Below are 23,068 nucleotides of genomic sequence, written 5' to 3' on the forward strand. Positions count from 1 at the left end.
AGGTTCATTGGTGCCTTCCTGCCGTTGCAAGCCAATGGGGGCCCGGCCGTGACCGGACCCCCAATGCACCTGGCGGCAAGTTAGATCTGGGACTTACTTGGCAGTGACGTTGTAGTAGAGAATGCTGCCGTTCCAGCCGGTTTCGGCCTTCACAACGTTATTGCTCCATACGATCGGGCGTGCCTGATCCCAGAGCGGCAGGCCCGGCAGGTCCGTGAAGAGGACTTCCTGCGCCTGGTTGAACTTGTCGTTTGCTTCGTCAGTGCTCTTGGCTGCGAGGCCTTCCTTGAGCAACTTGTCGAACTCGGGGTTGGAGTACTTCTCGTAGTTGGAGGAAGCGTTCGTGGCCCAGACCGGTCCAAGGAAGTTGTAGAGCGACGGGTAGTCACCCTGCCAGCCTGCACGGGTCAGGCCCGGCAGTTCCTGGGACTTGCGGAGGTTCAGGACTTCGGCGAACTTGGCAAACGGCTGGATTTCAGCCTGGATGCCGAGGTTGTTCTTGAAGCCGTTGGCAACAGCGTCGATCCATTCCTTGTTGCCGCCGTCGGTGTTGGAGGCAATCTGCAGCGGCTTGGAGGAATCGTACGGCTGGATCTTCTCAGCCTGGGTCCACAGGTCCTTGGCCTTGGCGGCGTCGAACTTGAGGACTTCGCTGCCCTTCAGGCCTTCTTTGAAGCCTTCGATGACCGGCGGGACGAAAGCCTTGGCCGGGGTACGGGTCCCGTTGAAGACGACCTTCGCGATTTCCTCGCGGTTGATGGCGTAGGAAAGAGCCTGGCGGCGGAGCTTGCCGGCTTCACCCTGGAAGTTCGGGTTGTACGGCGGGATGTTCAGCGTGGAGTTCGTGGCAACGGCCTTGGTGGCGTTACGGTCCGGGAAGTCGGAAACGTAGGTCTTCAGCGCGTTGGACGGAAGGACGTCCGTGACATCAAGGTTGTCGGACTGCAGGTCGGTGTAAGCCGGGCCCGGATCCGTGTAGAACTTGAAGGTCACGCCGCCGTTCTTGGATGCGCGGGGACCGCTGTAGTCGGCGTTCTTGACAAGGGCGATGGAGGTGTCGTGCACCCAGGCGCCCTCCTTCTCGAACTTGTACGGGCCGTTGCCTACCGGGTTCTCACCGAACGTCTTCGGGTCCGCGAGTGCGGCCGAGGGAAGCGGGAAGAAGGCGGAGTAGCCCAGGCGCAGCGACCAGTCAGCCTCGGGCTGGGCCAGCTTCACGGTGATGGTGGAGTCATCGGTGGCCACCAGGCCGGACATCGTTTCGGCGGTGGGCGCCGGCGTGGTGGTGGTCTTGCCGTCCGCCGACTTCTCGGTGGTTACTGCCGAGACTTCCTCGTAGCCCGCGATGGATTCGAAGAAGAAGCCGTTGTTCTGCAGGTTCTTCGAGTTGGCCGCGAAGTTCCAGGAATCCACGAAGGTCTTGGCGGTGATTGCCTCGCCGTTGGTGAACTTGGTGCCCTGCTTGACCTTGATGGTCCAGTTCTGGGCGTCTGCGGATTCGATGGATTCTGCCAGCGCATTGACGGGCTTGCCGTCGGCGTCGTACGTCCGCAGGCCCTCGAAGAGGAGCTCGACCACGCGGCCGCCGTAAACTTCGTTCGTGTTTGCCGGCAGCAACGGGTTTTGTGGTTCGTTGCTGTAGGCAGTGATGACTTTGTTCGGGTCGCCGGCAGCGTCGCTGGCACCGTCATTGCTGCCGCCTCCAGCGCCGCAGCCGGTCAGGGCAAGTGCGGCGATTGCCACGATGCCCAGTGCTTTGGAAGTGCGCGCAAAACGCATTCCGCCTCCTATGAGTTGTGGGAGAAAACGAGGGGAATCATTGTGCTTCCCCGCAGGCTAGACGCAGCTTTTGGACTGTGACGCAGCCTACATATACGAGTAGCCTAACTGCACGAAGTCCAGATACTGGTACTCCGTTGCCAAACCGTGACCGGACTGCTCCAAGGGCTTTGTCGGTGAACGGAAGTTGTGCAAGTCACATGCTACTCGCCGGTAGTCGGATCGGCGAATTGAAAGTGTGAAGCCCGCCACTAGAGGAGCGGCGGTGCTTTAAGGCCCTTTAGGCGAGGCGCCAGTCCCAGACATTCCACCAGACGCCGAGCGGTCCCGGGCTGGGTTTCACCCCGGTGACGCGGGCGCTGTACGCCGTCGTGCCGACGGTCTGGTACAGCGGCAGGCCGTAGGCACTCTCCCATACCTTTTTGTCGATTTCGGCGAGCAGTTCGTCCTGCTTGGCGAGGTCGGTGGTGCCGGCGAGCTGTTCCATCACTTTGTCCGCGTCGCCGTCGGAAAATCCGTTGAAGTTGCTGCCCGCCCCGGTGCGGAGGATCTGCGGAACGCGGCTCACGCCCACCCCGGTTCCGAGCCACCCCAGGAGCGCCGCGTCATAGCCGCCGCTCCCCAGGGCCTTCGCCCAGTCCGCGCTGCCCTGGCCTGCGTCAACTACCTGGAAGCCGGCCAGCGCCGCGGAGTCCCGGATCAGGGCAAAAGCCTTGGCGCGGTTGGGATTGTCGCGGTTGTACAGGATGCGGACGGAGGGGGTTCTGCCGTTGAGGAGCGCTTTCGCAGCGTCGATGTCCACCTCCGCGTAGTCACCGGAGCCGTTGTTCTTCGCCGTGTCCGCGTACTTGGGCTGGCCCGGCAGGAACACGTGGGAGTCGAGGGGTTTGGCATCAGGGAGGAGGTCGCCCACGACGGCGTCAACGATAGCCTGCCGGGGCACTGCCTTGAGGAACGCCTTCCGGACGTCCTCGGCGGCAAAGGGTCCGGAAAAGTCCAGGTCCAGATGGTCATAGCCGGCTTGGCTGTAGCGGTCCACCGTGTTGCCCTGCTCGGCCAGGCCGGCGAAGAGGCTGTCTGCTTCGGCGGAGGGCTGCGGCGAAATGATGTCCGCCTGTCCGTTCCGGAGGGCGTCCACAGCGGCAGGCAATGCGCCGGTGAACCGGACGTTGATTTCATCCAGCCAAGGTTCCTGGCCCCAGCTGTAGTCGCGGTTGCGGACCAGCTTCATGGACGATTCCGGGACGATGTCCCGGACGATGTAGGGGCCGCTGGAGAGGTAGACGGAGGGGTCCGGGGGCAGCGACTTGGTGTCGAACCCGGAATTCCAGAAGTCGCTGACCTGCTTCAGGGCGCTGTTAACGGCAGGCTTCCCCACGTCCCCGCGGGGTGAAGCCTTGATCAGGTCGATGAGGTCGGCCTCATCGTTCAGGCCGCTTTTTGCGGCCACCACGTGGGCCGGCAGGCCGACGTCGAACGCCACTTCCCAGTCGGCGTACGGTTCGGCGTATTCCAGGGTGATGGACCGTCCGTCCTCCCCGATCCCGGGGAGGCCGGTTCCTGCCAGGCCGTTGGTGTCAGCAGCGGTGGTGAAGTAGGTGGTTCCTGTTCCGGCCTTGGGATCGGCATCGTTGAAGTAGCCCGAGCCCGCGGCCCAGCTCAGCAGGAGGTCACCGGCGTCGATGGGGTCGCCGTCGGACCATTTCACGCCCTCGTTGACGGTGTACCGAACCTTCAACGGATCATCGGAGACCTTCTCGATGCGTCCGAACTTTTCGTTCCGGACCACTTTGGAGGCATCGTCGAGGTAGTAAAACCCCGAGTGTGTGATCGAGCCGATCTTCGAATTGATGTCCGTGTTACCGTCGGCACTGTAGGGATTGAACGAGGAGAACGCATTGACCTCGGCAACGGTGACGCTTCCGCCGCGCTTGGCCTCCCCCGCAACAACGGGCGTGCTGCTGCCGCCCTCGCCACCGGAGCAGCCCGAAAGCACCAGGGCAGCGGTTGCCGCCGCGGTGATGAACTGCATCAGACGCCTGACCGGCATGCCGCCTCCTTGTTTTGCTTTGCCCGGGCGGTCCAGCCGAAAGCGCCGGGAGCACGCTCCTGTAGTCAGGATAAAGTCCCCGGCGAACCCATCAGGAGTTGGAACGAACGTACCTTATGTACCCGCCGGCCGCCGCGTGAAACGCGTCAGACGTTGAAGCGGAACTCCACCACGTCGCCGTCGGCCATCACGTATTCCTTGCCTTCGATCCGGACCTTGCCCCGCGATTTGGCTTCAGCCATGGAACCGGCATCGATGAGGTCATCGAAGGACACTACTTCGGCCTTGATGAATCCGCGCTGGAAGTCGCTGTGGATCACGCCTGCCGCCTGGGGAGCCGTGTCGCCGCGGTGGATGGTCCAGGCGCGTGCTTCCTTGGGACCGGCCGTGAGGTAGGTCTGCAGTCCCAGGGTGTGGAAGCCGACCCTCGCCAGCTGGTCCAGCCCCGACTCTTCCTGGCCGTTCATTTCCAGCATTTCGCGGGCTTCTTCCTCGTCCAGTTCCACGAGGTCGGCTTCGAGCTTGGCGTCGAGGAAAATGCAGTCGGCAGGAGCGACCAGGGCACGCAGCTCTTCCTGCTTCCCGGGACTGCCGAGGATCCCTTCATCGGCGTTGAACACGTAGATGAAGGGCTTGGCCGTCAGCAGGCTGAGCTCCTTGAGGTGCTCCATCTCCAGTTTGTCGCTCTTGATGGAGGAGAAAATGGTGTCGCCGCGCTCAAGCACTTTCTGCGCGGCCAGGATGGCGTTCAGCTCCGCAGCTTCGCGCTTTTTGATCTTGACTTCTTTTTCGATCCGCGGAATGGCTTTTTCGATGGTCTGCAGGTCCGCGAGGATCAGTTCAGTGTTGATGGTCTCCATGTCCGAGCGCGGATCCACTTTGCCGTCAACGTGGATTACATCCGGGTCGTCGAAGACGCGCACCACCTGGGCGATGGCCTCCGCTTCGCGGATGTTGGCCAGGAACTGGTTTCCGAGGCCTTCGCCCTCGCTGGCGCCCTTGACGATGCCGGCAATGTCCACGAAGGACACGGCTGCGGGCAGGACGCGCTGGGAGCCGAAGAGTTCACCGAGCTGCTGGAGCCGCGGATCCGGCAGGCTGACAACGCCCACGTTGGGCTCGATGGTGGCGAACGGGTAGTTCGCTGCCAGCACCTGGTTGCGGGTCAGTGCGTTGAAGAGGGTTGATTTGCCGACGTTGGGCAGTCCGACGATGCCAATAGTAAGAGCCACGAGCATTGATTCTACCCGCAGCGGGCATCATGCAGGTTCGGCGACGGCGGCCGGAAATGTCGCTTCGGCAAAAATGTCGGAGCCCCGTGCGACAGTGGGCACATGGATGCATTCGCGTTGATTTTGGCTTTGTTCATGCTGTTACTGGGCGCCCTGGCTGGCGCTGCGGCCACGTACTTTGTGCTCCGGAAAAGCACCCGCGCCGTGGAGGAGGACTTCGACGCCGTCTCGTCCCGGCTTTCGGAGGTCAGCGCCCAGTTCGCAGCGGCCGACGCCGAGCGGCGGCTTTTGGCGGCACAAAACCGGGAGCTGGGCGAATCACGGTCCCAGGACGGCAGCGTGCTGCGTGCCCTTGCGCCCGTGGCAGAGAAGCTCACGGCAGTGCAGCAGCAGGTGGCGCTTTTGGAGCGGGACCGGCTGGAACAGTACGGCCAGCTCGCCCAGCAGCTGCAGGAGGCCAGGCTCTCGGACGAGCAGTTGATCCGGTCCACGCACGCCCTGGAGTCCGCGCTGCGGTCCAACAGTGCCCGCGGCCAGTGGGGCGAGGTCCAGTTGCGGCGCGTGGTGGAAGCGTCCGGCATGCTGCGCCACGTGGATTTCGTCGAGCAGGTCCACAGCACTGGCGGCGAGTCGTCCGTGCGCCCCGACCTTGTAGTCCAGCTGCCCGGCGAAAAGCAGCTGGTGGTTGACGCCAAGGTGCCGCTGTCGTCCTACCTCGAGGCCCAGGAGCTGGGGCCGCATGAGTCCCGGGCGGGGCTGGCCGGGCCCGGTTCGGGGATCGACCGCCGCTCGCAGCAAACGCTCCTGGCCGCGCACGCCAAAGCGCTGCGGGCACATGTGGACGCACTCGGAAACAAAAAGTACTGGGACATTCCCGGCAACTCCCCGGAGCTGGTGATCTGCTTCATCCCGGCCGAGTCCATCCTGGCTGCCGCCCTCACCGCCGACGCCGAACTCCTGGACCACGCGTTGTCCCGGAATGTGGTCCTGGCCTCCCCCAGCACCCTGCTGGCGGTGCTGAAGTCCGTTGCCTTCACCTGGCGGCAGGACGTCCTGACAGACAGTGCCCGCGAACTGTTCGACCTCGCCCGGCAGCTGTATGACCGGATGGGAACCCTGGGCGAGAACGTCAGCAAGCTGGGGTCATCGTTGAAGACATCGGTGGACCGCTACAACTCGATGGTGGGCACGCTGGAAGCCCGCGTCCTGCCCACCGCACGGAAGCTGAACACCCTCGAAGAGTCCGGCCTGGCCACTCCCCCGCTGGTGGACGTCACACCGCGGGCCGTGGCCGCCCCGGAACTGCAGAGCCAGGACGAGGCCGCCTAGGACAAGTTTGCTGACAGGGGAAAGGGCCGGGCAACTGTTGGTCGCCGGGCCCTTTTCCTTGTGCTGTTTGCCGTCAGCTGCGCGGTTTGCGGCCGCCCAGGGCGCGGCTGACGTCGCCGGCCTGCTTCAGGGTTGCGCGCAGCTCCTTGGGCAATGAGAACAGCAGGTCCTCTTCGGCCGTAACCACTTCTTCCACGGTGCCGTAGCCGTAGTCGGCCAGCAGCCGCAGCACGTCCTGCACGAGCACCTCGGGAACGGACGCCCCGGAAGTTACGCCCACGGTGGCCACGCCCTCAAACCACGCCTCATCAACTTCATTGGCGAAGTCCACGCGGTAGGAGGCCTTCGCCCCGTATTCGAGGGCAACCTCCACCAGCCGCACGGAATTGGACGAGTTGGCCGAGCCCACCACGATGACCAGGTCCGCCTGCGGGGAGATCTTTTTGATGGCCACCTGGCGGTTGGTGGTGGCGTAGCAGATGTCGTCGCTGGGGGGATCCTGCAGCGTGGGGAACCGGTCCTTCAGCAGGCGGACGGTTTCCATGGTCTCGTCAACGCTGAGCGTGGTCTGCGAGAGCCAGATGACTTTTTCCGGATCCCGCACCGTGACCTTGTCCACTTCGTGGGGGCCGTTGATGATCTGGATGTGTTCCGGTGCCTCGCCGGCTGTGCCTTCGACTTCCTCGTGGCCGTCGTGGCCGATCAGCAGGATGTCGAAATCGTCCTTCGCGAACCGGACGGCTTCCTTGTGGACCTTCGTGACCAGGGGGCAGGTGGCGTCAATGGTGCGCAGGCCGCGGTCCTCAGCGGACTGGACCACCGCCGGCGACACGCCGTGGGCAGAAAATATCACCAGGGCGCCTTCCGGCACCTCGTCCGTTTCGTCGACGAAGATGGCGCCCTTTTCCTCCAGGGAGCTGACCACATGGACGTTATGCACAATCTGTTTGCGCACGTACACCGGAGGGCCGTAGTGTTCCAAGGCCTTCTCGACGGCGATCACGGCGCGGTCCACACCGGCGCAGTAACCGCGGGGAGCAGCGAGCAGCACCTTCTTGGCTCCGGATACCGGGGCTGCAGCAGCTACGTCCTCAGGTGAGCGGCGCCTACGCGGGATGGTGGGCATCGAAAGGGAAACAGCTGAGGGGGTCATTACTCCATGCTACCGGGTTGCCTGCGCCCGCTTTCGCGGTATGAACCCTGCCACAATCCCCACCACCAGCAGCGCTCCGCCCGTGATCGCCGCCGCCAGTGTCCAGCCCTGGAAGTCCGCGCTGGCGGCCGCAGCGAACCCGTCCCGGAACATGTTGGCCACTTCACTTCCGCTGTCCCTGGCCAGCACGGCGGCCGAGGCCAGCTGCGAGCCGAATGTCCAGACCGCTGACAGTAGAAGGGCACCGATTCCCGCGCCCACCAGCACGGTCCACCGGCGGCGGGCTGCCACCAGGGCCAGCAGCAGGGCCACACCTGCTCCTCCGGCCAGCAGGTAGCCGGCCGGGGCAAAGGAGCTCAACCGTTCAGTCCATTGCTTCTGCTCGGTCTGCCCCACGTTGATCAGGGTCTGGTCGGGCGGGTCGAGGGGAAGCCGGGTGGTGCGCGAGATCTCTTCGGCGCCCAGGGCTACCAGCGGCGCCACGTCGAGGGTCAGGGACGAGGCGGATTCGCCGCCGGTGGCCTCCGGCGCGGCAAAACTGAGCCGGTGGCTTCTGCGCAGTGTTTCTTCCCAGGCCGCCGGGTACCCGGGAAGCCCGGTCATGGATGCGGCGGCGTCTTCCAGGGCCGGCCGGACCAGGTCCTCGAGGAAACCGGGAACGGCACTGGTATCGATGGTTCCCACCGCTGCCGTGGCAAGCCCCCGCTGGAATTCAGAGTTCGTTCCCAGCGGGGCGGCCAGCTCCACGAAGCCCTGCTCCTGGACGATATTGCGGTCGAGCCAGATGGCGGGAACCGCCACTGCTGCCAGCAGTATGGCCAGCAAGGTGGCGACAGCGGAAACAAAAGTACGCACAGCAGATCCTTCGGGTCGATGGCGGTCACCCCATCCTAGGCGGGCATGCTGGCCGGACACTGTCAGTCCCGGATGGTAGAGCTTATGGATATGGTTGAATGACCGCCGCACAACAGACAAAGGACCTCATGCCCTCAGCTCCAGCCCCGCAAGGGTGCCCGCATGTCTGAACAGGCCGCGCTTCCGGTGCCAGGCCAGCAACTGGCCGCCCCCACCACCCTTCCGGCAACGGCGGCGGAAACCAGCCCGGACAATCCCTGGCCGCTCCAGCTGCTGTCCCAGAAGCTGAAGGCCCACATCGACCGGACGCCGTCGGCCTGGGTGGAAGGGCAGGTCATTGAACTGAACCGGCGCGGCAGCAACGCCTACCTCACCCTGCGGGATGTTGATGCCGAGGTTTCGCTGCCCGCTTCGGTGTGGACCAAGGTGCTGGAGCGCCAGAACCTGCCCTTGGAGCGCGGGTCCCGGGTGGTTGCACTGCTCAAGCCTGAGTTCTGGATGAAGACCGGGCGGCTGAACATGCTGGTCAGGGACATCCGCCCGGTGGGACTGGGTGACCTGCTGGCCCGGATCGAACGGCTCCGCCAGGCGCTTTCCGCCGAGGGGCTTTTCGCTGACTCACGCAAGAAGCCGCTGCCGCTGCTGCCCCACCGCATCGGCCTGATCACGGGCAGGGACTCGGACGCCAAAAAAGACATCCTCCGCAACGCCGCCCTGCGCTGGCCCGCCGTCGAGTTCGAAATCCGGGAGGTGGCAGTCCAGGGAAACACGGCCGTGGCCCAGGTGATCCGCGCGCTGCGGGAGTTGGACGGCCGGCCGGAGGTGGACGTTATTGTGATCGCCCGCGGCGGCGGAGCCCTTGAAGACCTCCTGCCCTTCAACAGCGAGGAGCTGGTCCGCGCCGTCGCTGCCGCCGCTACTCCCGTGGTGAGCGCCATTGGCCACGAGGCGGACCGGCCGCTGCTTGACGACGTCGCCGACCTCCGTGCCTCCACTCCCACGGATGCGGCCAAACGGATCGTGCCCGAAGTCTCCGAAGAGCTGGCCGGTGTGCGCCAGGCCCGGGAGCAGCTGCGCCGGTGCATGGAGCGCCTGGTGGACAGGGAAACCGACAGGCTGGCGTCGCTTCGCTCACGGCCGGTGCTGGCAGCGCCTGAAGGCCTGGTGACCATCCGTTCCGAAGAGGTGGAACGGCTGTTGCGCAGGTCCTCCGCCGCGGTGAGTTCCACGGTGGTCCGCGCCGCTGACCAATTGGAGCACCTCAAAGCGCAGGTCCGCGCCCTGTCGCCGCAGAAGACGCTCGACCGGGGGTACGCCGTCGTCGAACTCGCCGATCCGGAGGCAGCACGCCGCAGCAGCGCCGGGCATGCCGTGGTGCGCCGCCCAGCGGAAGCCCCGGCCGGAATTGCCCTGTCCGTCCGCGTGGCCGAAGGCCGCTTTGGCGCCACCTCCACCGGGGCCGTTGAGCACGCGGGAACACTTGACCAGCACCACCCCGAGACCGGAGAACCCCATGACTGAGCCCACGCCAGGAACCGATGTCGCAGCGCTGAGCTACGAGGAAGCCCGCGAGCAGCTCATTGCCGTGGTGGGCAGGCTGGAAGCCGGAGGTGCCAGCCTGGAGGAATCCCTGGCGCTGTGGGAGCGGGGCGAGGCGCTGGCCGCACGCTGCGAGGAGTGGCTGGAAGGTGCACGGAAACGGCTGGCCGCCGCCCGGGACCAGCCGATGTAGTACCCGTCCCCTTCAGCCGGCAGACGGCGGACGGCAGACCCAGCCCGCGCCAGGAAGAAGGGTCAGGAGCGAAGGACCAGCTCCCGCTCGGTGGCGACGTCGAAGTCGGCCTTGGGCCATTTGAGGTTCAGTCCGCCCAGCGCGCCCAGCAGCAGCTGCTGAACGGCGATGCGGGCGTACCACTTCTTGTTGGCGGGAACCACGTGCCACGGCGCCTCGGCAGTGCTGGTCTCGGCTATCGCCGCTTCGTACGCACTCATGTAGTCGTCCCAGAAGGCCCGCTCGTCCAGGTCGCCCCGGCTGTACTTCCAGTGCTTGGCCGGATTGTCCAGCCGGGCCAGCAGGCGTTCCTTCTGCTCCTGCCCGCTGATGTGCAGCATCACTTTGACCACTTTGGTGCCGGAGTCGGTCAGCCGTGCCTCGAACTCATTGATGGCCACATACCGGCGCTTGATTTCCGCCGGACTGGCCCAGCGGTGGACCCGGTGGATCAGGACATCCTCGTACTGGGACCGGTCAAACACACCCACCATGCCGGCGGCCGGAACTTCCTTCTCGATCCGCCACAGGAAGTCGTAGGACTTTTCCTCCTCGGTGGGGGCCTTGAATGCCTTGAACTGGACGCCCTGCGGGTTCATGGCCGCCATCACGTGGTTCACGATGCCGCCCTTGCCTGCAGTGTCCATGGCCTGCAGGATCAGCAGGATGCGCTTGCGCCCGCCAAACCGCGACTCGGCAAACAGCTTCTCCTGCAGCTCGGTGAGTTCATCATCCAGCTTGGCGAGGAGGGCGCGGCCGTCTTCCTTGGTTCCCTTGTAGCCAGGGGTGGAATCGGGATCCATCTCACTGAGCGAAAACCCCTCCCCTGCCCGAAGCGTCTCGGAGGGGTGCTGATCGAACTGGACGGGGCCGGCCATGGGGAATCCTTCCGCAAAGGTTCACGGGTCCGAAGCGCCCGTGACCACAGGCTAGTTCCCCTGATACCTGCTTAGGAAGTCCCCCATCCGCCCCACGGCTTCTTCAATGTCCTTGACGTTGGGCAGCGTGACCATCCGGAAGTGGTCCGGGCGGACCCAGTTGAACGCCCGGCCGTGCGAGACCAGGATTTTTTGCTCCCGGAGGAGATCGAGGACAAACTTTTCGTCATCCCTGATGTGGTAGACCTCGGGGTCCAGCCGGGGGAAGAGGTAGAGGGCGCCCCTGGCCTGCTGGGTGCTGACGCCGGGGATCGCGTTGAGCATGTCGTAGGCCTTGTTGCGCTGCTCCAGCAGGCGGCCGCCCGGGAGGATGAGGTCGTTGATGCTCTGGTAGCCGCCGAGCGCCGTCTGGATGGCGTGCTGGGCCGGGACGTTGGCGCAGAGGCGCATGTTGGCCAGGAGGCTGATGCCCTCAAGGTAATCCGCGGCGTCCTTTTTGGGTCCGGAAATGGCCATCCAGCCGGCGCGGTAGCCGCACACCCGGTAGGCCTTGGACAGTCCGCTGAAGGTGAGGCAGAGGACGTGGTCGCCGGTGAGCCCGGCCAGGTTCACGTGGACGGCGTCCTCATAGAGGATCTTTTCGTAGATCTCGTCAGCGAAGATCACCAGGCCGTGCTTCTCGGCGAGGGCCACGATCTTCTTCAGTGTCTCTTCAGGGTAGACGGCGCCCGTGGGGTTGTTCGGGTTGATGACCACGATTCCCTTGGTGCGCGGGGTGATTTTGGCTTCCATGTCCTCAAGGTCCGGCTGCCAGCCGGATTCCTCGTCGCAGAGGTAGTGCACCGGCTTGCCGCTGGCGAGTGCCACCGATGCCGTCCACAGCGGGTAGTCCGGGGTGGGGATGAGGACTTCGTCGCCGTCGTCGAGCAGCGCCATCAGGGACATGGTGATGAGTTCGCTGACGCCGTTGCCCAGGTAGACGTCGTCCACATGGATGTTCTGGATCCCGCGGGTCTGGTAGTACTGCGAGACGGCGGTGCGCGCGGAGAAAATACCCCGGGAATCGCTGTAGCCCTGGGCGTGCGGCAGGTGGCGGATCATGTCCACGAGGATGGCATCAGGCGCCTCGAAGCCGAAGGGTGCGGGGTTGCCGATGTTCAGCTTGAGGATCCGGTGGCCCTCCGCCTCCATCTGCTGGGCGGCCTGAAGAATCGGTCCACGGATGTCGTAAAGGACGTTGTGAAGCTTCGTGGACTGCCTGAATTCTGCCATCCATCAAATATGCCACAGGGAGGATGCATCTCCGGTGAGACGTCAGCCACACACGCCGGTGCCTCCATAGGCGCCGTCGTACTGCTTGGCGGGCAATGCCTACTTGACGATGCCCTTGTCCTTGAGCCAGGCATCGGCCGCTTCCTTGGCGCCCTGTTTCTGGCTGCCGCTGACGGCACGGTTGAGGTTGATCAGGTCCTCGGTGGTGAGGACCCTGGAGACCGAGTTGATGGCATCCTTGGCCTTGTCCGTCATCTTGGCCTTGTTGTACAGCGGGATGACCTGCTGGGCGATGAAGTTGTTCTTCGGGTCCTCCAGCACCAAGAGGTCGTTGTCCGCGATGGACGGCGTGGTGGTGTAGATGTCAGCCACCTGCACCTGGTCCTCGAGCAGGGCCTTGAGCGTCACGGGGCCGCCGCCGTCGCTGAAGGGCTCGAGCTTCTTGGGCTCGCAGTTGTAGTTCTTCTTCAGCCCCGGCAAACCGTAGGCGCGCTCGGCGAACGTGGCGGGTGCGCCCACCACAATCTCGCTGCAGACTTTCGCGAGGTCCTCGATGGACTTCAGCTGGTACTTCTCGGCGGTGGCCTTGGTGACCACCATGGCGTCCTTGTCTTCGGCTTTGGCTGCATCTAGCACGGCCAGTCCGTCCGGCAGCTTGCCCGGCAGCGCCTTGGCGATCTCGTCCGCCGCGATCTCGGTGGCTTCCTTGTCCACGTGCAGGAGCAGGTTTCCGGTGTAGTCCGGGACCACGTCCACTGAACCGTCCTGGACTGCCTTGAAGTACACCTCGCGGGAACCGATGTTCGGCTTGGTGGTGGCGGTGACGCCGCCGGCGTTCAGTGCCCCGGCGTAGAGTTCGGCGATGATCTGGCTCTCGGGGAAATCAGCGGAACCGATTACCAGCGAGGTGGTTCCCCCGGAGGCGGTGCCGCTGGTGGCCGGGGCCTTGCTGAGTGGATCGGACGATCCACCGCAGGCGGAGAGCACAACGGCCAGGCCCACTCCGGCGGCCAGGCCACCGAACGTCCGCCTGCCAAGGCCTTGAGGTCGGCTTTCTTTCATGATTTACCTCCTTGTGCCGCAGCCTCCGCGAGGACGGAGTCTGTGCGATCGACCGCGGCCTGCTGGCCGCGGTGGGACTGCTTCGAGGGCCCTGGGGTCAGGAACAGCCTCTGGAAAAGGGACAGGACGAGGTCGACCGCGATGGCCAGCACGGCGATGAGCAGCGACCCTCCGAGCATCCGCGGGAAGTCGCTGAGGACCAGGCCGTCGAACAGGTAGCGGCCCAGGCCGCCGAGGTTGATGTACGCCACCACGGAGACCGTGGCGATCACCTGCAGCACACCGGTGCGGAAGCCGCCGAACATCACCGTCAGTGCGTTGGGCAGCTCCGCCCGGAACAACACCTGAAGCTCGGTCATTCCCATGGCGCGGGCGGCGTCCACCACGTTGCGGTCCACGCTGGAGATCCCGGCGTAGGTGCCCGCAAGGAGCGGCGGCACAGTGAGGATCACCAGCGCCCAGATGGGCGGCATCAGTCCGATTCCAGCCAGCAGGACAAACAGCGTCAGCAGGCCGAGCGTGGGCAGGGCGCGCAGGGCACCGGCGATGGCCACGACCGCTACCCTGCCCCGGCCCGTATGGCCCACGTACAGGCCGGCCGGGACGGCGATGGCCGCCGCGATCAGCATCACGAGTCCCGTGTACTGGAGGTGTTCGGCCAGCCGCGCAGGAATGCCGGCACTGCCGGTCCAGTGCAGGGGGTCTGCCAGCCAGGCGAAGGTATCGGCGAAGACGTTGCTCACGCGTTTCCTCCTCCGGTCTTAGGCCCGGCCAGCCGCCGGGCCGCGTCCGTTGCGTCTCCTGGGCCGGCTGCCGGCTGCCGGTGTCCTGGCCGGCCGGCCCGTTCCCATGGCGTGAGGATCCGCTCGAGCAGGACCAGGAGTGCATCCATCAACAGTGCAAGGACCAGGATGGCGATGATGCCCACCACCACTTCGGTGACAAAGTCGCGCTGCAGGCCGTCGGTGAAGAGCATGCCCAGGTTTCCCACGCCCAGCAGTGCCGCCACGCTGACCAGGGAGATGTTGCTGACCGACACCACACGGAGGCCGGCGAACATCACGGGCAAGGACAGCGGCAGGTCCACCTGCACGAACCGGGCCAGGGGTTTGTACCCCATGGCGACGGCGGCCTGGCTCACGTCCTTGTCCACTGAGTCGAAGGCGTCCAGCGCTGCCCGGACCAGCAGGGCCACAGCGTAGATGGTCAGGGCCACCACCACATTGAGCGGGTCAAGGATCCGGGTGCCCAGGAGAGTGGGCAGGATGATGAACAGTGCCAGCGAGGGAATGGTGTAGAGCAGCGAGGAGGCGGTGAGCACCACGGAGCGGAGCACCGTGTGGCGGCGTGCCAGCTGCGCCAGCGGGATGGAGATCACCAGGCCCAGGACCATGGGCACCAAGGCAAGCACCAGGTGTTGGCCGGCCCGTTCCAGGACCATGCCGCTGTTCGCCAGGAACCAGTCCATCAGAGGGCAGCCTGCCTGACCTGGCGCGCCTCTTCGATCAGGGCCAGGACTTCGCCACCCCTGACGACGCCGAGGACCCTGCCTTCGGAGTCCACCGCAACGCCGAGGCCCGACGGCGAGGACAGGGCTGCGTCCAGTGCGCGGCGCAGGCTCTCTCCCGCACGGAAGAGGGAGCCGCCCGGGATGAGTCCGGCACCGTTTCCCGGTCCGGTCCATCCCAGCGGACGCCCTGCGTGATCCACCACCAGCTGCCAACCGGCCCCCGGCCCGGGCTCCGGGTCCAGGGAGCCTCCGGGGCTGCGGACCACCGTGGGCACCGGGTGGACTGTCACGCCGTCGGACGCGGTGAATCCCAGGTGGCGAAACCCGCGGTCCCGGCCCACGAAGGAAGCCACAAAGTCGTTCGCCGGAGCCCGCAGGATCTCCTCCGGTGTGGCGTACTGTGCCAGCTTTCCTCCGGTGGCAAAAACGGCCACTTTATCGCCCAGGACCGTGGCTTCGTCGATGTCATGGGTGACAAAAACGATGGTCTTGGCCAGGTCTTTCTGCAGCCGCAGGAGTTCCTGCTGAAGTTCGTCACGGACCACCGGATCCACAGCACTGAAGGGTTCATCCATCAGCAGGACCGGCGGATCCGCGGCGAGGGCACGGGCCACGCCCACGCGCTGCTGCTGGCCGCCGGAAAGCTGCGAGGGGTAGCGCTTGCCCAGGACGCGGGCCAGGCCAACGACGTCGAGCAGTTCCTCCGCACGTTTGCGGGCCTCGGACTTCGGGACTCCGTTGAGCCGGGGCACCGTGGCGATGTTGTCCAGCACCGAGCGGTGCGGCAGGAGGCCGGAGGACTGCATCACGTATCCCATGGAGCGGCGAAGCTCGGATGCCGGCACGGAGGTGACGTCCTTGCCGTCCACAGTGATGACGCCTGAGGTGGGCTCCACCATCCGGTTGATCATCCGCAGCGAGGTGGTTTTTCCACAACCGGAGGGCCCCACAAACACGGTGATGGACCCTTTGCTGATGGACATGGTGAGCTGGTCCACGGCAGGTTGCCCGCCTTGGTACTGCTTGGTGACGCTCTGGAACTCGATCATGGCCTGGTCCATGGTGCGGACTTACCTGTTCTGTTGGACGGCTTTCGAAAGCAACGCAAATTTGTCACAGCACGCTGATAGTTACGGTAGCCCAAACCGGACCGGGCAACACCTGCATTGCTCCCCATTTCCGGCAAAGGAATCCCTACTGTAATCATTCGGGGCCGCCGGGCCGGAGGATGGGCCCGATTCGGACGAGGGCGCGGGCGCGTATGGCGGACGTACCGCCGGCTCCCGACCCGGCCTAAAGTGGGAAGGTGACCAACCTGGAAGTATCCCCACAGCAGGAAGTCTGCCCGCCGGCAACCCCGGAAGGGAGTGCCGGCCCCTGCCTGCAGTTGTGGCCGGAGCGCGAGGTGCCGCTGGGCGGCGTGCGGGCCATGAACGTGCAGCGGACCCTGCCCCAGCGCGGGCTGCCCACCATTGGGGCGTGGTGTTTCCTGGACAGTTTTGGCCCCGACCGCACGGCCATGTCAGTGCTCCCGCACCCGCACATCGGGCTCCAGACAGTCACCTGGCCGCTGGCCGGCACCATCCGCCACCGGGACAGCGTGGGAAGCGACGTGTTGGTGCGTCCCGGCGAGCTGAACATCATGACAGCCGGGCACGGGGTATCGCATTCGGAATTCGCCGTGCTCCCTTCCGATGGCGTGCTGCCGGTGCAACGCGGACTCCAGCTGTGGGTGGCGCTTCCTGACGAGCAGCGGCACCGGAAGCCCGCGTTCGAGCAGCACCGTAATCTTCCGAAGGCCACGGGCGAAGGTTTCACGGCCGCGGTGATGGTGGGTGAATTCGGCGGTGTGGTCTCCCCGGCCACCATGTATTCGCCCATTGTGGGAGCCGAGGTTTCCTGCGCCGGCAGCGGTGTGCTTCCCTTGAACGAGCATTTTGAGCACGGCATTCTGGTGCTCGACGGCGCCCTGGCGGTGGACGGTCAGGACATCCCGCCGGGACCGCTGGGCTACCTGGGCATCGGGCGCCGGGAACTGAGGATTGAAGCGGCGCCGGACACCCGTTTCCTCATCATCGGCGGCGAGCCCTTGCAGGAGGAGCTGCTGATGTGGTGGAACTTTGTGGGCCGCACGCACGAGGAAATAGAGCAGGCCCGGGACGACTGGGAGGCGCAGGCCGGAATGCCGGATGCCAGGGCAGCGGCGGCCCGGTACGGGCTGGTCCTTGGGCACGGTCCTGAGGCCGGCGCAGAGGCCGGCCGGATTCCTGCTCCCCCGCTGCCCGCCGTGCGGCTCACCCCGCGCAAGCGCGCGGTGTAGTTCGTCAGGCCTTTTCCGCCAGGAGCTGCAGCACGCCGAACACGGGTTCCCGGTCCAGGACCCGGGTATCGGTGACGCCCCCCTCCGCGAGGTGCCGCCGGAAGGCATCCTGCAGTGGCACCACGTTCATTCCCAGCCCGCTGCCCAGGATCACCGGGCCCGGGATGCCCAGCTGCTGCAGCACTTGCAAAGCCAGTGCGGCAAGGTCCTTCCCCGCCTGCTCCAGCAGTTCCTGGCTGGCGGTATGTCCCGCCGCCGCCGCTTCCACCACGAGCCGTGCCTGCTGGGCCCAGAACCGCCGGCCGGTGTCCGGGGAGTGGAACAGCGCAATCAGCTTGTTGGGGTGGTCCACGCCGCAGGATTGCAGCAGGGCCGCCGTGAGCTGGTCCACCTGAAGGCCCTGGTTCATCCGCCGCAGGCTGTGCCGCACCGCTTCGCGCCCCAGCCAGTAACCGCTGCCTTCATCTCCGAGGAGGTAACCCCAGCCGCCCGCCCTGGCCTCGCCGCCGTCGGCGTTCCTGCCCCAGGCTGCCGAGCCCGTGCCGGCAATGACTGCCACGCCGGTGCTGGCATGGCCGGCGGCGAGCAGCAGGCGCGAATCGTGGACCACCGTGATCTGTGCACCTGGGACGTGAGGTTCAATCAACGCGGCGAGGGCGGCCGCGTCCTCCTCGGTATCGATGCCACCCGACCCGGCGTAGACGCGGGAAACCCCTTCGCCGCCGATCCGCTCGAACAGGCTGGCCAGGTTGCGCGCCGCCTCGTCGCGGGTGACGTTCTGCACGTTCGAGCTTCCGACGGACTCGTCCATCACCGGAACCCCGTCCTCGAACCGGACGCCTCGGGTCTTGGTCCCGCCGATATCCATGCCGATCACCACGCCGCGCGGAGCGTTGAGCGGCGGGGTCGGATCTGCGGGCAGGGACTGGGGCTTCTCGGTGTTCGTCACGTCACAAGATTACTGGTCACGGGTGGGTGGTTCGGCGCCGGGCGGGCGGGACCGCCGCTTGACCAGCCCGGCCAGGAGTCCCGGCCCCTCCGTGAGGACCATGCCGCGGAACAGCCGGACTCCCAGTGGTTCCAGGTCCGGATTGCGCTGCCTCCAGCTCAGGCCCACATCGCGGAAGGCAAGGGCTGAATCAAGGGGTACCTCCACCCACCCCAGGTTGCCTGTCTCGGCGCTGACGTGCCGCCCTGGAGCATCCCCGCCCGGCGGCAGGATACTGACCCCGAGTCCGGCCGAGACCAGGCCCCGGACCGTGTGCGTGTCCTGGCTTTCGAACGCGATCCGGGGCCGGTAGGCGGCTTCCCGGAACAAAGCATCCGTGAGGGAACGCATGCCGTACCCGGGACCGAGCGCCACGAACGGCTCGGAGCGGATGTCGGCCATCGAGGCCAGCCGGCGCCCGGCGAGCGCGTGGGTGTGGTGGACCACCAGGCGGAGCGGCTCACGGTACAGCACGGCAGACAGCAGGTTCCTGCCTTCGGCGGCGACGGGCGCGGTCAGTGCCAGGTCGGATTCACCGGCGGCCAACTGGGCCAGGCACGTATCGCGCGCTCCCTGGGTCAGCGTGAAAACTGCTTCCGGGTGGCGGCCGCGGAAGGCGCTGATAAGCAGCGGCAGGGTGGACTCGCCGAACGTGTGCTGGAAGGACACCGGAATCCTGCCCCGGACAACATCCGACTCGCTGCGGACCAGGTCCAGCCCGGCCTGGAACTCCGACAGCGCCCGCTCGATATAGGGCAACAGGGAGCGGGCTGCGGGAGTGAGGCGGACTCCCCTGCCGTCCCTGACCAGCAGTTCAGTTCCCACGACGGCGCTGGCCCGGGACAGCGCCCTGCTCACCGTTGACTGGGGTACTCCGAGGAGTTCGGCCGTTTCCGTAACATGCTATGTCCGGCCCAGCTTGGCCAGCACCGGCAGGAGCGGAAGGAGCTGCACCAGTTGTTTGTGGTCGGGCTCCATGGGGCCTCCTCGCTGCGGCCCGGCAGGGCCACTATTCCGAATTTGCTATGAGTTTTGCATAAAACATGCATTGGAGCCTTATGTCCGGCCGGGGCTACGCTGGCCGCATGCAGCAAAGTTCCCCCCGCCCCGTTCCCCAGGCTTCGAACGAAGGCTGGGACGGACATCCCAAAGGATCCACGGGCTACGGCCGGATCATCCTCGGCCTGGCCTTCGCCGGGGTAGCTACCTTTGCACAGCTGTATTCCACCCAGGCGGTCCTGCCGATCCTTGCCTCGGACCTGAAAGTCACGGCTGCCGAGGCAGCACTGACCATTTCGCTGGCCACCGTCGGCCTGGCGGTCACGGTGATCCCCTGGTCTTTCCTGGCAGACCGGATTGGAAGGGTCAAGGCGATGGCGTGGGGCATCTCGGTGGCCACCGTCCTGGGCCTGCTGGTTCCCCTGGCCACCAGCTTCCCCGTGCTCCTGGGCCTGCGGCTCCTGGAAGGCATGGCCCTGGGCGGCATCCCGGCCATCGCCATTGCCTACCTCAACGAAGAGGTCACCAAAGCCCACACCGCACTCGCCGCGGGAAGCTACGTTGCCGGCACCACGCTGGGCGGACTTGCGGGACGGCTTGTGGCGGGCCCTGCCGGAGAACTGTGGGGTTGGCGTGCCGCCGCCCTGGCCGTCTCCGTGCTCGCTACTCTCGCCGCCGTCGCCTTCCTGGTCCTCGTTCCGCGGGCTCAGGGCTTTACGGCAGCCAAGGCGCCCGGACTCCGCGGTGCCGCGCGGAACCTCGGCGGCCACGTGCGCAACATCCGCCTGCTCGCCCTGTACATCCAGGCATTCCTGATGATGGGCGGCTTCGTGGCTGTGTACAACTACCTGGGGTTCCGGCTGTCCGGTGCACCCTTTGGCCTGCCCGCCACCGTGGTCAGCCTGATGTTCCTGGCCTACCTGTCCGGGACCTTTACATCCCGCTGGGCCGCGGGGCTGACCATGCGTTTCGGGCGCCGGAACGTGCTGCTCGCCGGTCTTGCGCTTTCGACGGCGGGCCTTGCCTTGACCCTGGCCCCGGCCCTTCCGTTGATCCTGGCGGGGTTGGTGGTCTTCACGGGCGGTTTCTTCGCCGCCCACAGCATCGGCGCCGGGTGGACGGGTGCCATCGCCAGCGCGGGCCGGGCCCAGGCGGCCTCGCTGTACAACCTTGCCTACTACCTCGGGTCAAGCATCATCGGCTGGGCCGGCGGGCTGCTCTTCCAGTCGTTCGGCTGGAGCGCCCTGGCCGCCGCGGTGATGATCCTGGCCTGCCTCACCGCGGTGACTGTCGCCGTCGTCCATCCACGGGAAGCAGCCCAACCGGGGGAAGCAGGTGCCGCCGCCTGAACGCCGCCGCGGGGCGTCTAGGATAAACGCAGGAACTTTGTGAGGAGCCGCCGTGAGCACGAATGCCAGGAACATCAGGCCGGGAGTGCATCTGGAGCCCCTTGACGCCATCGACGAGCGCCTGCTGGCGGCCCTGGTGGCGGATGCAAGGATCTCCAACAAGCAGCTCGCCGAACTTGTGGGCATCGCTCCCTCCACGGCCCTGATGCGGACCCGCGCGCTCTCCGAACGGGGAATTGTGCAGGGTTACGAGGCGAAACTCAACCTGTCTTCAATTGGCAGGTCCGTCCAGGCCCTGGTGGCCGTGCGGCTTCGCGCCCACGACCGCGACCAGATCGACCGCTTCACGGCCCGCGTCCCGCACCTGCCGGCCGTGCTGTCCACGTTCCACACCTCAGGTTCGGTGGACTACCTGCTGCACATTGCCGTCGCCACCACGGAGGACCTGCGCGATTGGGTGCTGGACAACCTGGCCACCGATCCCGTGGTGGGGCACACGGAGACCACGCTGGTGTTCGAACATATCCAGGGCAACCACGGGCCGCTGCCGGAGTAACCCGGCTAGGCGTGGCCCGGCGCCTCGCAGCTGTGCACGGCCCGGCGCCATGTGACGGCAGCCAGAATAAATGCTGCCGAGCCGCACAGCACCACGAATCCTGCAACGGACCGTTCCAGGCCGAAGACGCTCGAGGCCCAGCCAAGGCCCAGCACGGGAACGGCGCTGCCGAGGTAGGTGATGACGTACAGCGAGCTGATGGTCTGGGCCTGCCGTGCGGGCTCCACGCGGCAGGCCACATCGTTGAAGACAGTGCGGAAAGCGAGGCCCTGCCCTGCGCCTGCGGCAAGGCTGGCCGCCACCAGCAGCGCCGCGCTGTTCCAGGCCCCCGCTGCGCCGAGCAGCAGTACTGCGGAACCCAGGACTGCCAGGCCGCCGGGCACAACGAACCGGCTGCGGACGGTCACCAGCTGCGTCAGCGCCGATGCCGCGAGTGTCAGGCAGGCAAGGACACCGATCAGCGGACGGCTCTCCACGCCCATCATGCGGGCAAAGTAGCCCGGAGCCAGCGAGAGGCAGAAGCCAAAGACCGCAAAACTCAGGAAGCCGACGCCGGAGGCCAGCCAGAATGCGCCGCGCGCCTCACCAGTGACGGAGGGGCGGCGCGGGGCCAGCAGCTGCAGCGGGCGCGGGCCCGCCGGCAACTGGATGGCGGGGCGGGCCCGCAGCAGGTACAGCGGGACCAGGAGTGCGGCGAGGACTGCGGAGTGGACGTAGTAGGGGGCCGAGGTAGCCCGGGGGAGCAGTGACAGCAACCCGCCGATGACCGGGCCCGCCGCCACTCCCCCGGCTGACGCCAGCAAGGTGAAGCGGGAGGCCCATTCCGGGCGTGCCGGCAGCAGCTCCCGCAATGCAGCGGCGCTGGCACCGGTGGCGAGGGCCACCGCGGCACCCTGGAGCGCACGCGCGGCACACAGTTCGGCCAGCGTGTGGGCCCCGGCGAACAGCCAGCCGCCTGCAAGGCCTGCCACCACAGCCAGGATCAGGGCTGCCCGGCGTCCAATATGGTCAGACCAGTGGCCTGCCAGAATGAGCACAGCAACCAGCGCCAGGACGTAGGTTGCAAAGGCGGCTGTCACATCCAGCGGGGACAGGCCCAGCTGGACCTGCAGCAGCGGATACAGCGGCGTTGCCAGGTTGGCGCCCACCAGGAGCGTGAAAATGACAGCACCGGCCAACACCAGGCGCGCGGTGGTGGACGCGTCCCACCCGGCGGTGGTGGCTGGAGCCGGACGCATGCGGAGCTCGCTGAAGACCGTCATAGGGGTTGCCTTTGCTGCTGCCACGGCGGGTGGTCCTTGTGGGAGCCCGGGGCGGATGGATACTGGATAGCTCCAGCGTGGAGCAATCCTGCTCATTTAGACGGTGTAAGGTGCCAGAATTGAGCATGATCGTCAAAAGATTGATGTGCATGTGACGGAGAGTGATCATTTGGACAATTTGGACTCCACGGACTTGAAGATCCTCCTGGAACTCATCCGCGATCCGCGGATCCAGATCGGGGAACTCAGTGATTCGCTCGGTGTTGCCCGTAATACAGCCCAGTCCCGCGTCCGGCGCCTGCTCCGGGCCGGGGTGCTGCGCGCCGGCGGACGTGAGGTGGACCTGGATGCCGTCGGCTACGACGTGGTGGCGTTTGTGACCATTGAGGTTTCCCACCGGGAGCTGGACGGGGTGGTGGGTGCGCTGCGGATGATTCCGCAGGTCCTGGAGGTGCATGAAATTTCGGGCCGGGGTGACGTCTGGTGCCGCGTGGTGGCCACGGATACGCACAACCTCCAGGCTGCCCTGCGGCAGGTGCTCAGGATCAAAGGCGTCATCCGGACCGAAACCGTACTGGCCCTGCACACACACATCCCCTACCGGACAGAGCCGCTGATCAGCGGCCTGGCCAAGGCGTCCGCAGCGGGCCAACGCGGTCAGGCCAAGGCCTCACGGACCGGCGGCGAAGGGGCGGACGGCTAG

The 23,068-nt window shown here is 66.1% G+C and carries 20 protein-coding genes and 1 pseudogene; 7 read left to right on the forward strand and 14 right to left on the reverse strand.

Features of this window, described 5'->3' with window-relative positions:
* Window positions 1-93: 93 nt before the first annotated feature.
* The 3 genes from BACI348_RS14240 to ychF form a co-directional block, all read right to left on the reverse strand.
* Window positions 94-1,779 (reverse strand): peptide ABC transporter substrate-binding protein, encoded by a 1,686-nt coding sequence (locus BACI348_RS14240; RefSeq protein WP_159826815.1) that lies wholly within the window; start codon window positions 1,777-1,779, stop codon window positions 94-96.
* 280 nt (window positions 1,780-2,059) lie between these two features.
* Window positions 2,060-3,829: an ABC transporter family substrate-binding protein gene (locus tag BACI348_RS14245; RefSeq protein ID WP_159826817.1), complete on the reverse strand. Its 1,770-nt coding sequence runs from the start codon at window positions 3,827-3,829 to the stop codon at window positions 2,060-2,062.
* 146 nt (window positions 3,830-3,975) lie between these two features.
* Window positions 3,976-5,061, reverse strand: coding sequence for a redox-regulated ATPase YchF (gene ychF, locus BACI348_RS14250; protein ID WP_159826819.1), 1,086 nt, complete (start codon window positions 5,059-5,061; stop codon window positions 3,976-3,978).
* A gap of 102 nt (window positions 5,062-5,163) precedes the next feature.
* Here ychF and BACI348_RS14255 point away from each other — a divergent pair, with 102 nt between their 5' ends.
* Window positions 5,164-6,390, forward strand: a complete 1,227-nt coding sequence (locus BACI348_RS14255; RefSeq protein WP_159826821.1) for a DNA recombination protein RmuC — start codon at window positions 5,164-5,166, stop codon at window positions 6,388-6,390.
* A 73-nt stretch (window positions 6,391-6,463) separates the two neighbouring features.
* On the opposite strand, the gene BACI348_RS14260 is transcribed toward BACI348_RS14255, so the two are convergent.
* Together BACI348_RS14260 and BACI348_RS14265 are read right to left on the reverse strand one after the other, a co-directional pair.
* Window positions 6,464-7,543, reverse strand: coding sequence for a 4-hydroxy-3-methylbut-2-enyl diphosphate reductase (locus BACI348_RS14260; RefSeq protein ID WP_159826823.1), 1,080 nt, complete (start codon window positions 7,541-7,543; stop codon window positions 6,464-6,466).
* A gap of 9 nt (window positions 7,544-7,552) precedes the next feature.
* Window positions 7,553-8,398, reverse strand: a complete 846-nt coding sequence (locus tag BACI348_RS14265) for a hypothetical protein (protein WP_159826825.1) — start codon at window positions 8,396-8,398, stop codon at window positions 7,553-7,555.
* 162 nt (window positions 8,399-8,560) lie between these two features.
* On the opposite strand from BACI348_RS14265, the gene xseA reads away from it, so the two are divergent.
* Complete coding sequence (gene xseA, locus BACI348_RS14270) at window positions 8,561-9,919, forward strand: exodeoxyribonuclease VII large subunit (RefSeq protein ID WP_159826827.1); 1,359 nt, start codon at window positions 8,561-8,563, stop codon at window positions 9,917-9,919.
* The gene (locus BACI348_RS14275) at window positions 9,912-10,130 is read left to right on the forward strand and encodes an exodeoxyribonuclease VII small subunit (RefSeq protein ID WP_159826829.1); all 219 of its coding nucleotides are present in this window, start codon (window positions 9,912-9,914) and stop codon (window positions 10,128-10,130) included. Before xseA ends, BACI348_RS14275 begins: the two co-directional genes overlap by 8 nt.
* Window positions 10,131-10,192: 62 nt before the next feature.
* Here the strand turns inward: BACI348_RS14275 and BACI348_RS14280 are convergent, their stop codons facing one another.
* The 6 genes from BACI348_RS14280 to BACI348_RS14305 form a co-directional block, all read right to left on the reverse strand.
* The gene (locus tag BACI348_RS14280; RefSeq protein WP_159826831.1) at window positions 10,193-11,047 is read right to left on the reverse strand and encodes a PPK2 family polyphosphate kinase; all 855 of its coding nucleotides are present in this window, start codon (window positions 11,045-11,047) and stop codon (window positions 10,193-10,195) included.
* A 51-nt stretch (window positions 11,048-11,098) separates the two neighbouring features.
* Window positions 11,099-12,319, reverse strand: a complete 1,221-nt coding sequence (locus BACI348_RS14285) for a pyridoxal phosphate-dependent aminotransferase (RefSeq protein ID WP_159826833.1) — start codon at window positions 12,317-12,319, stop codon at window positions 11,099-11,101.
* 99 nt (window positions 12,320-12,418) lie between these two features.
* Entirely contained in the window at window positions 12,419-13,381 is a 963-nt protein-coding gene (locus BACI348_RS14290; RefSeq protein WP_159826835.1) for an ABC transporter substrate-binding protein, read from the reverse strand.
* Window positions 13,378-14,124, reverse strand: coding sequence for an ABC transporter permease (locus BACI348_RS14295; RefSeq protein ID WP_159826837.1), 747 nt, complete (start codon window positions 14,122-14,124; stop codon window positions 13,378-13,380). Before BACI348_RS14295 ends, BACI348_RS14290 begins: the two co-directional genes overlap by 4 nt.
* A complete protein-coding gene (locus BACI348_RS14300; RefSeq protein ID WP_159826839.1) occupies window positions 14,121-14,849 on the reverse strand; it encodes an ABC transporter permease in 729 nt (242 codons plus the stop codon). The genes BACI348_RS14295 and BACI348_RS14300 overlap by 4 nt, the downstream gene beginning before the upstream one ends.
* Window positions 14,849-15,952 carry an ABC transporter ATP-binding protein gene (locus BACI348_RS14305; protein ID WP_159826842.1) on the reverse strand — a complete coding sequence of 368 codons (1,104 nt, stop codon included), beginning with the start codon at window positions 15,950-15,952 and terminating at the stop codon, window positions 14,849-14,851. Before BACI348_RS14305 ends, BACI348_RS14300 begins: the two co-directional genes overlap by 1 nt.
* A 245-nt stretch (window positions 15,953-16,197) precedes the next feature.
* Between BACI348_RS14305 and BACI348_RS14310 the strand changes: the two genes are divergently transcribed.
* A complete protein-coding gene (locus BACI348_RS14310; protein ID WP_159826844.1) occupies window positions 16,198-17,211 on the forward strand; it encodes a pirin family protein in 1,014 nt (337 codons plus the stop codon).
* Window positions 17,212-17,215: 4 nt separating this feature from the next.
* Here the strand turns inward: BACI348_RS14310 and BACI348_RS14315 are convergent, their stop codons facing one another.
* Together BACI348_RS14315 and BACI348_RS14320 are read right to left on the reverse strand one after the other, a co-directional pair.
* Window positions 17,216-18,160, reverse strand: coding sequence for an N-acetylglucosamine kinase (locus tag BACI348_RS14315; RefSeq protein WP_442858502.1), 945 nt, complete (start codon window positions 18,158-18,160; stop codon window positions 17,216-17,218).
* Between the two features lie 9 nt (window positions 18,161-18,169).
* A pseudogene (locus BACI348_RS14320) lies at window positions 18,170-19,177 on the reverse strand (LysR family transcriptional regulator).
* 107 nt (window positions 19,178-19,284) lie between these two features.
* Between BACI348_RS14320 and BACI348_RS14325 the strand changes: the two are divergent.
* On the forward strand, window positions 19,285-20,547 hold the full coding sequence (locus BACI348_RS14325) for an MFS transporter (protein ID WP_159826846.1): 1,263 nt from the start codon (window positions 19,285-19,287) through the stop codon (window positions 20,545-20,547).
* A gap of 52 nt (window positions 20,548-20,599) precedes the next feature.
* Window positions 20,600-21,103 carry an Lrp/AsnC family transcriptional regulator gene (locus BACI348_RS14330; protein ID WP_159826848.1) on the forward strand — a complete coding sequence of 168 codons (504 nt, stop codon included), beginning with the start codon at window positions 20,600-20,602 and terminating at the stop codon, window positions 21,101-21,103.
* A gap of 5 nt (window positions 21,104-21,108) precedes the next feature.
* Here BACI348_RS14330 and BACI348_RS14335 read toward each other — a convergent pair whose 3' ends face one another.
* Window positions 21,109-22,365, reverse strand: a complete 1,257-nt coding sequence (locus BACI348_RS14335; protein ID WP_159830145.1) for an MFS transporter — start codon at window positions 22,363-22,365, stop codon at window positions 21,109-21,111.
* Between the two features lie 169 nt (window positions 22,366-22,534).
* Between BACI348_RS14335 and BACI348_RS14340 the strand changes: the two genes are divergently transcribed.
* Complete coding sequence (locus tag BACI348_RS14340; protein ID WP_159826850.1) at window positions 22,535-23,068, forward strand: Lrp/AsnC family transcriptional regulator; 534 nt, start codon at window positions 22,535-22,537, stop codon at window positions 23,066-23,068.

Source organism: Arthrobacter sp. 9AX (assembly GCF_902506095.1).
GTDB lineage: Bacteria > Actinomycetota > Actinomycetes > Actinomycetales > Micrococcaceae > Arthrobacter.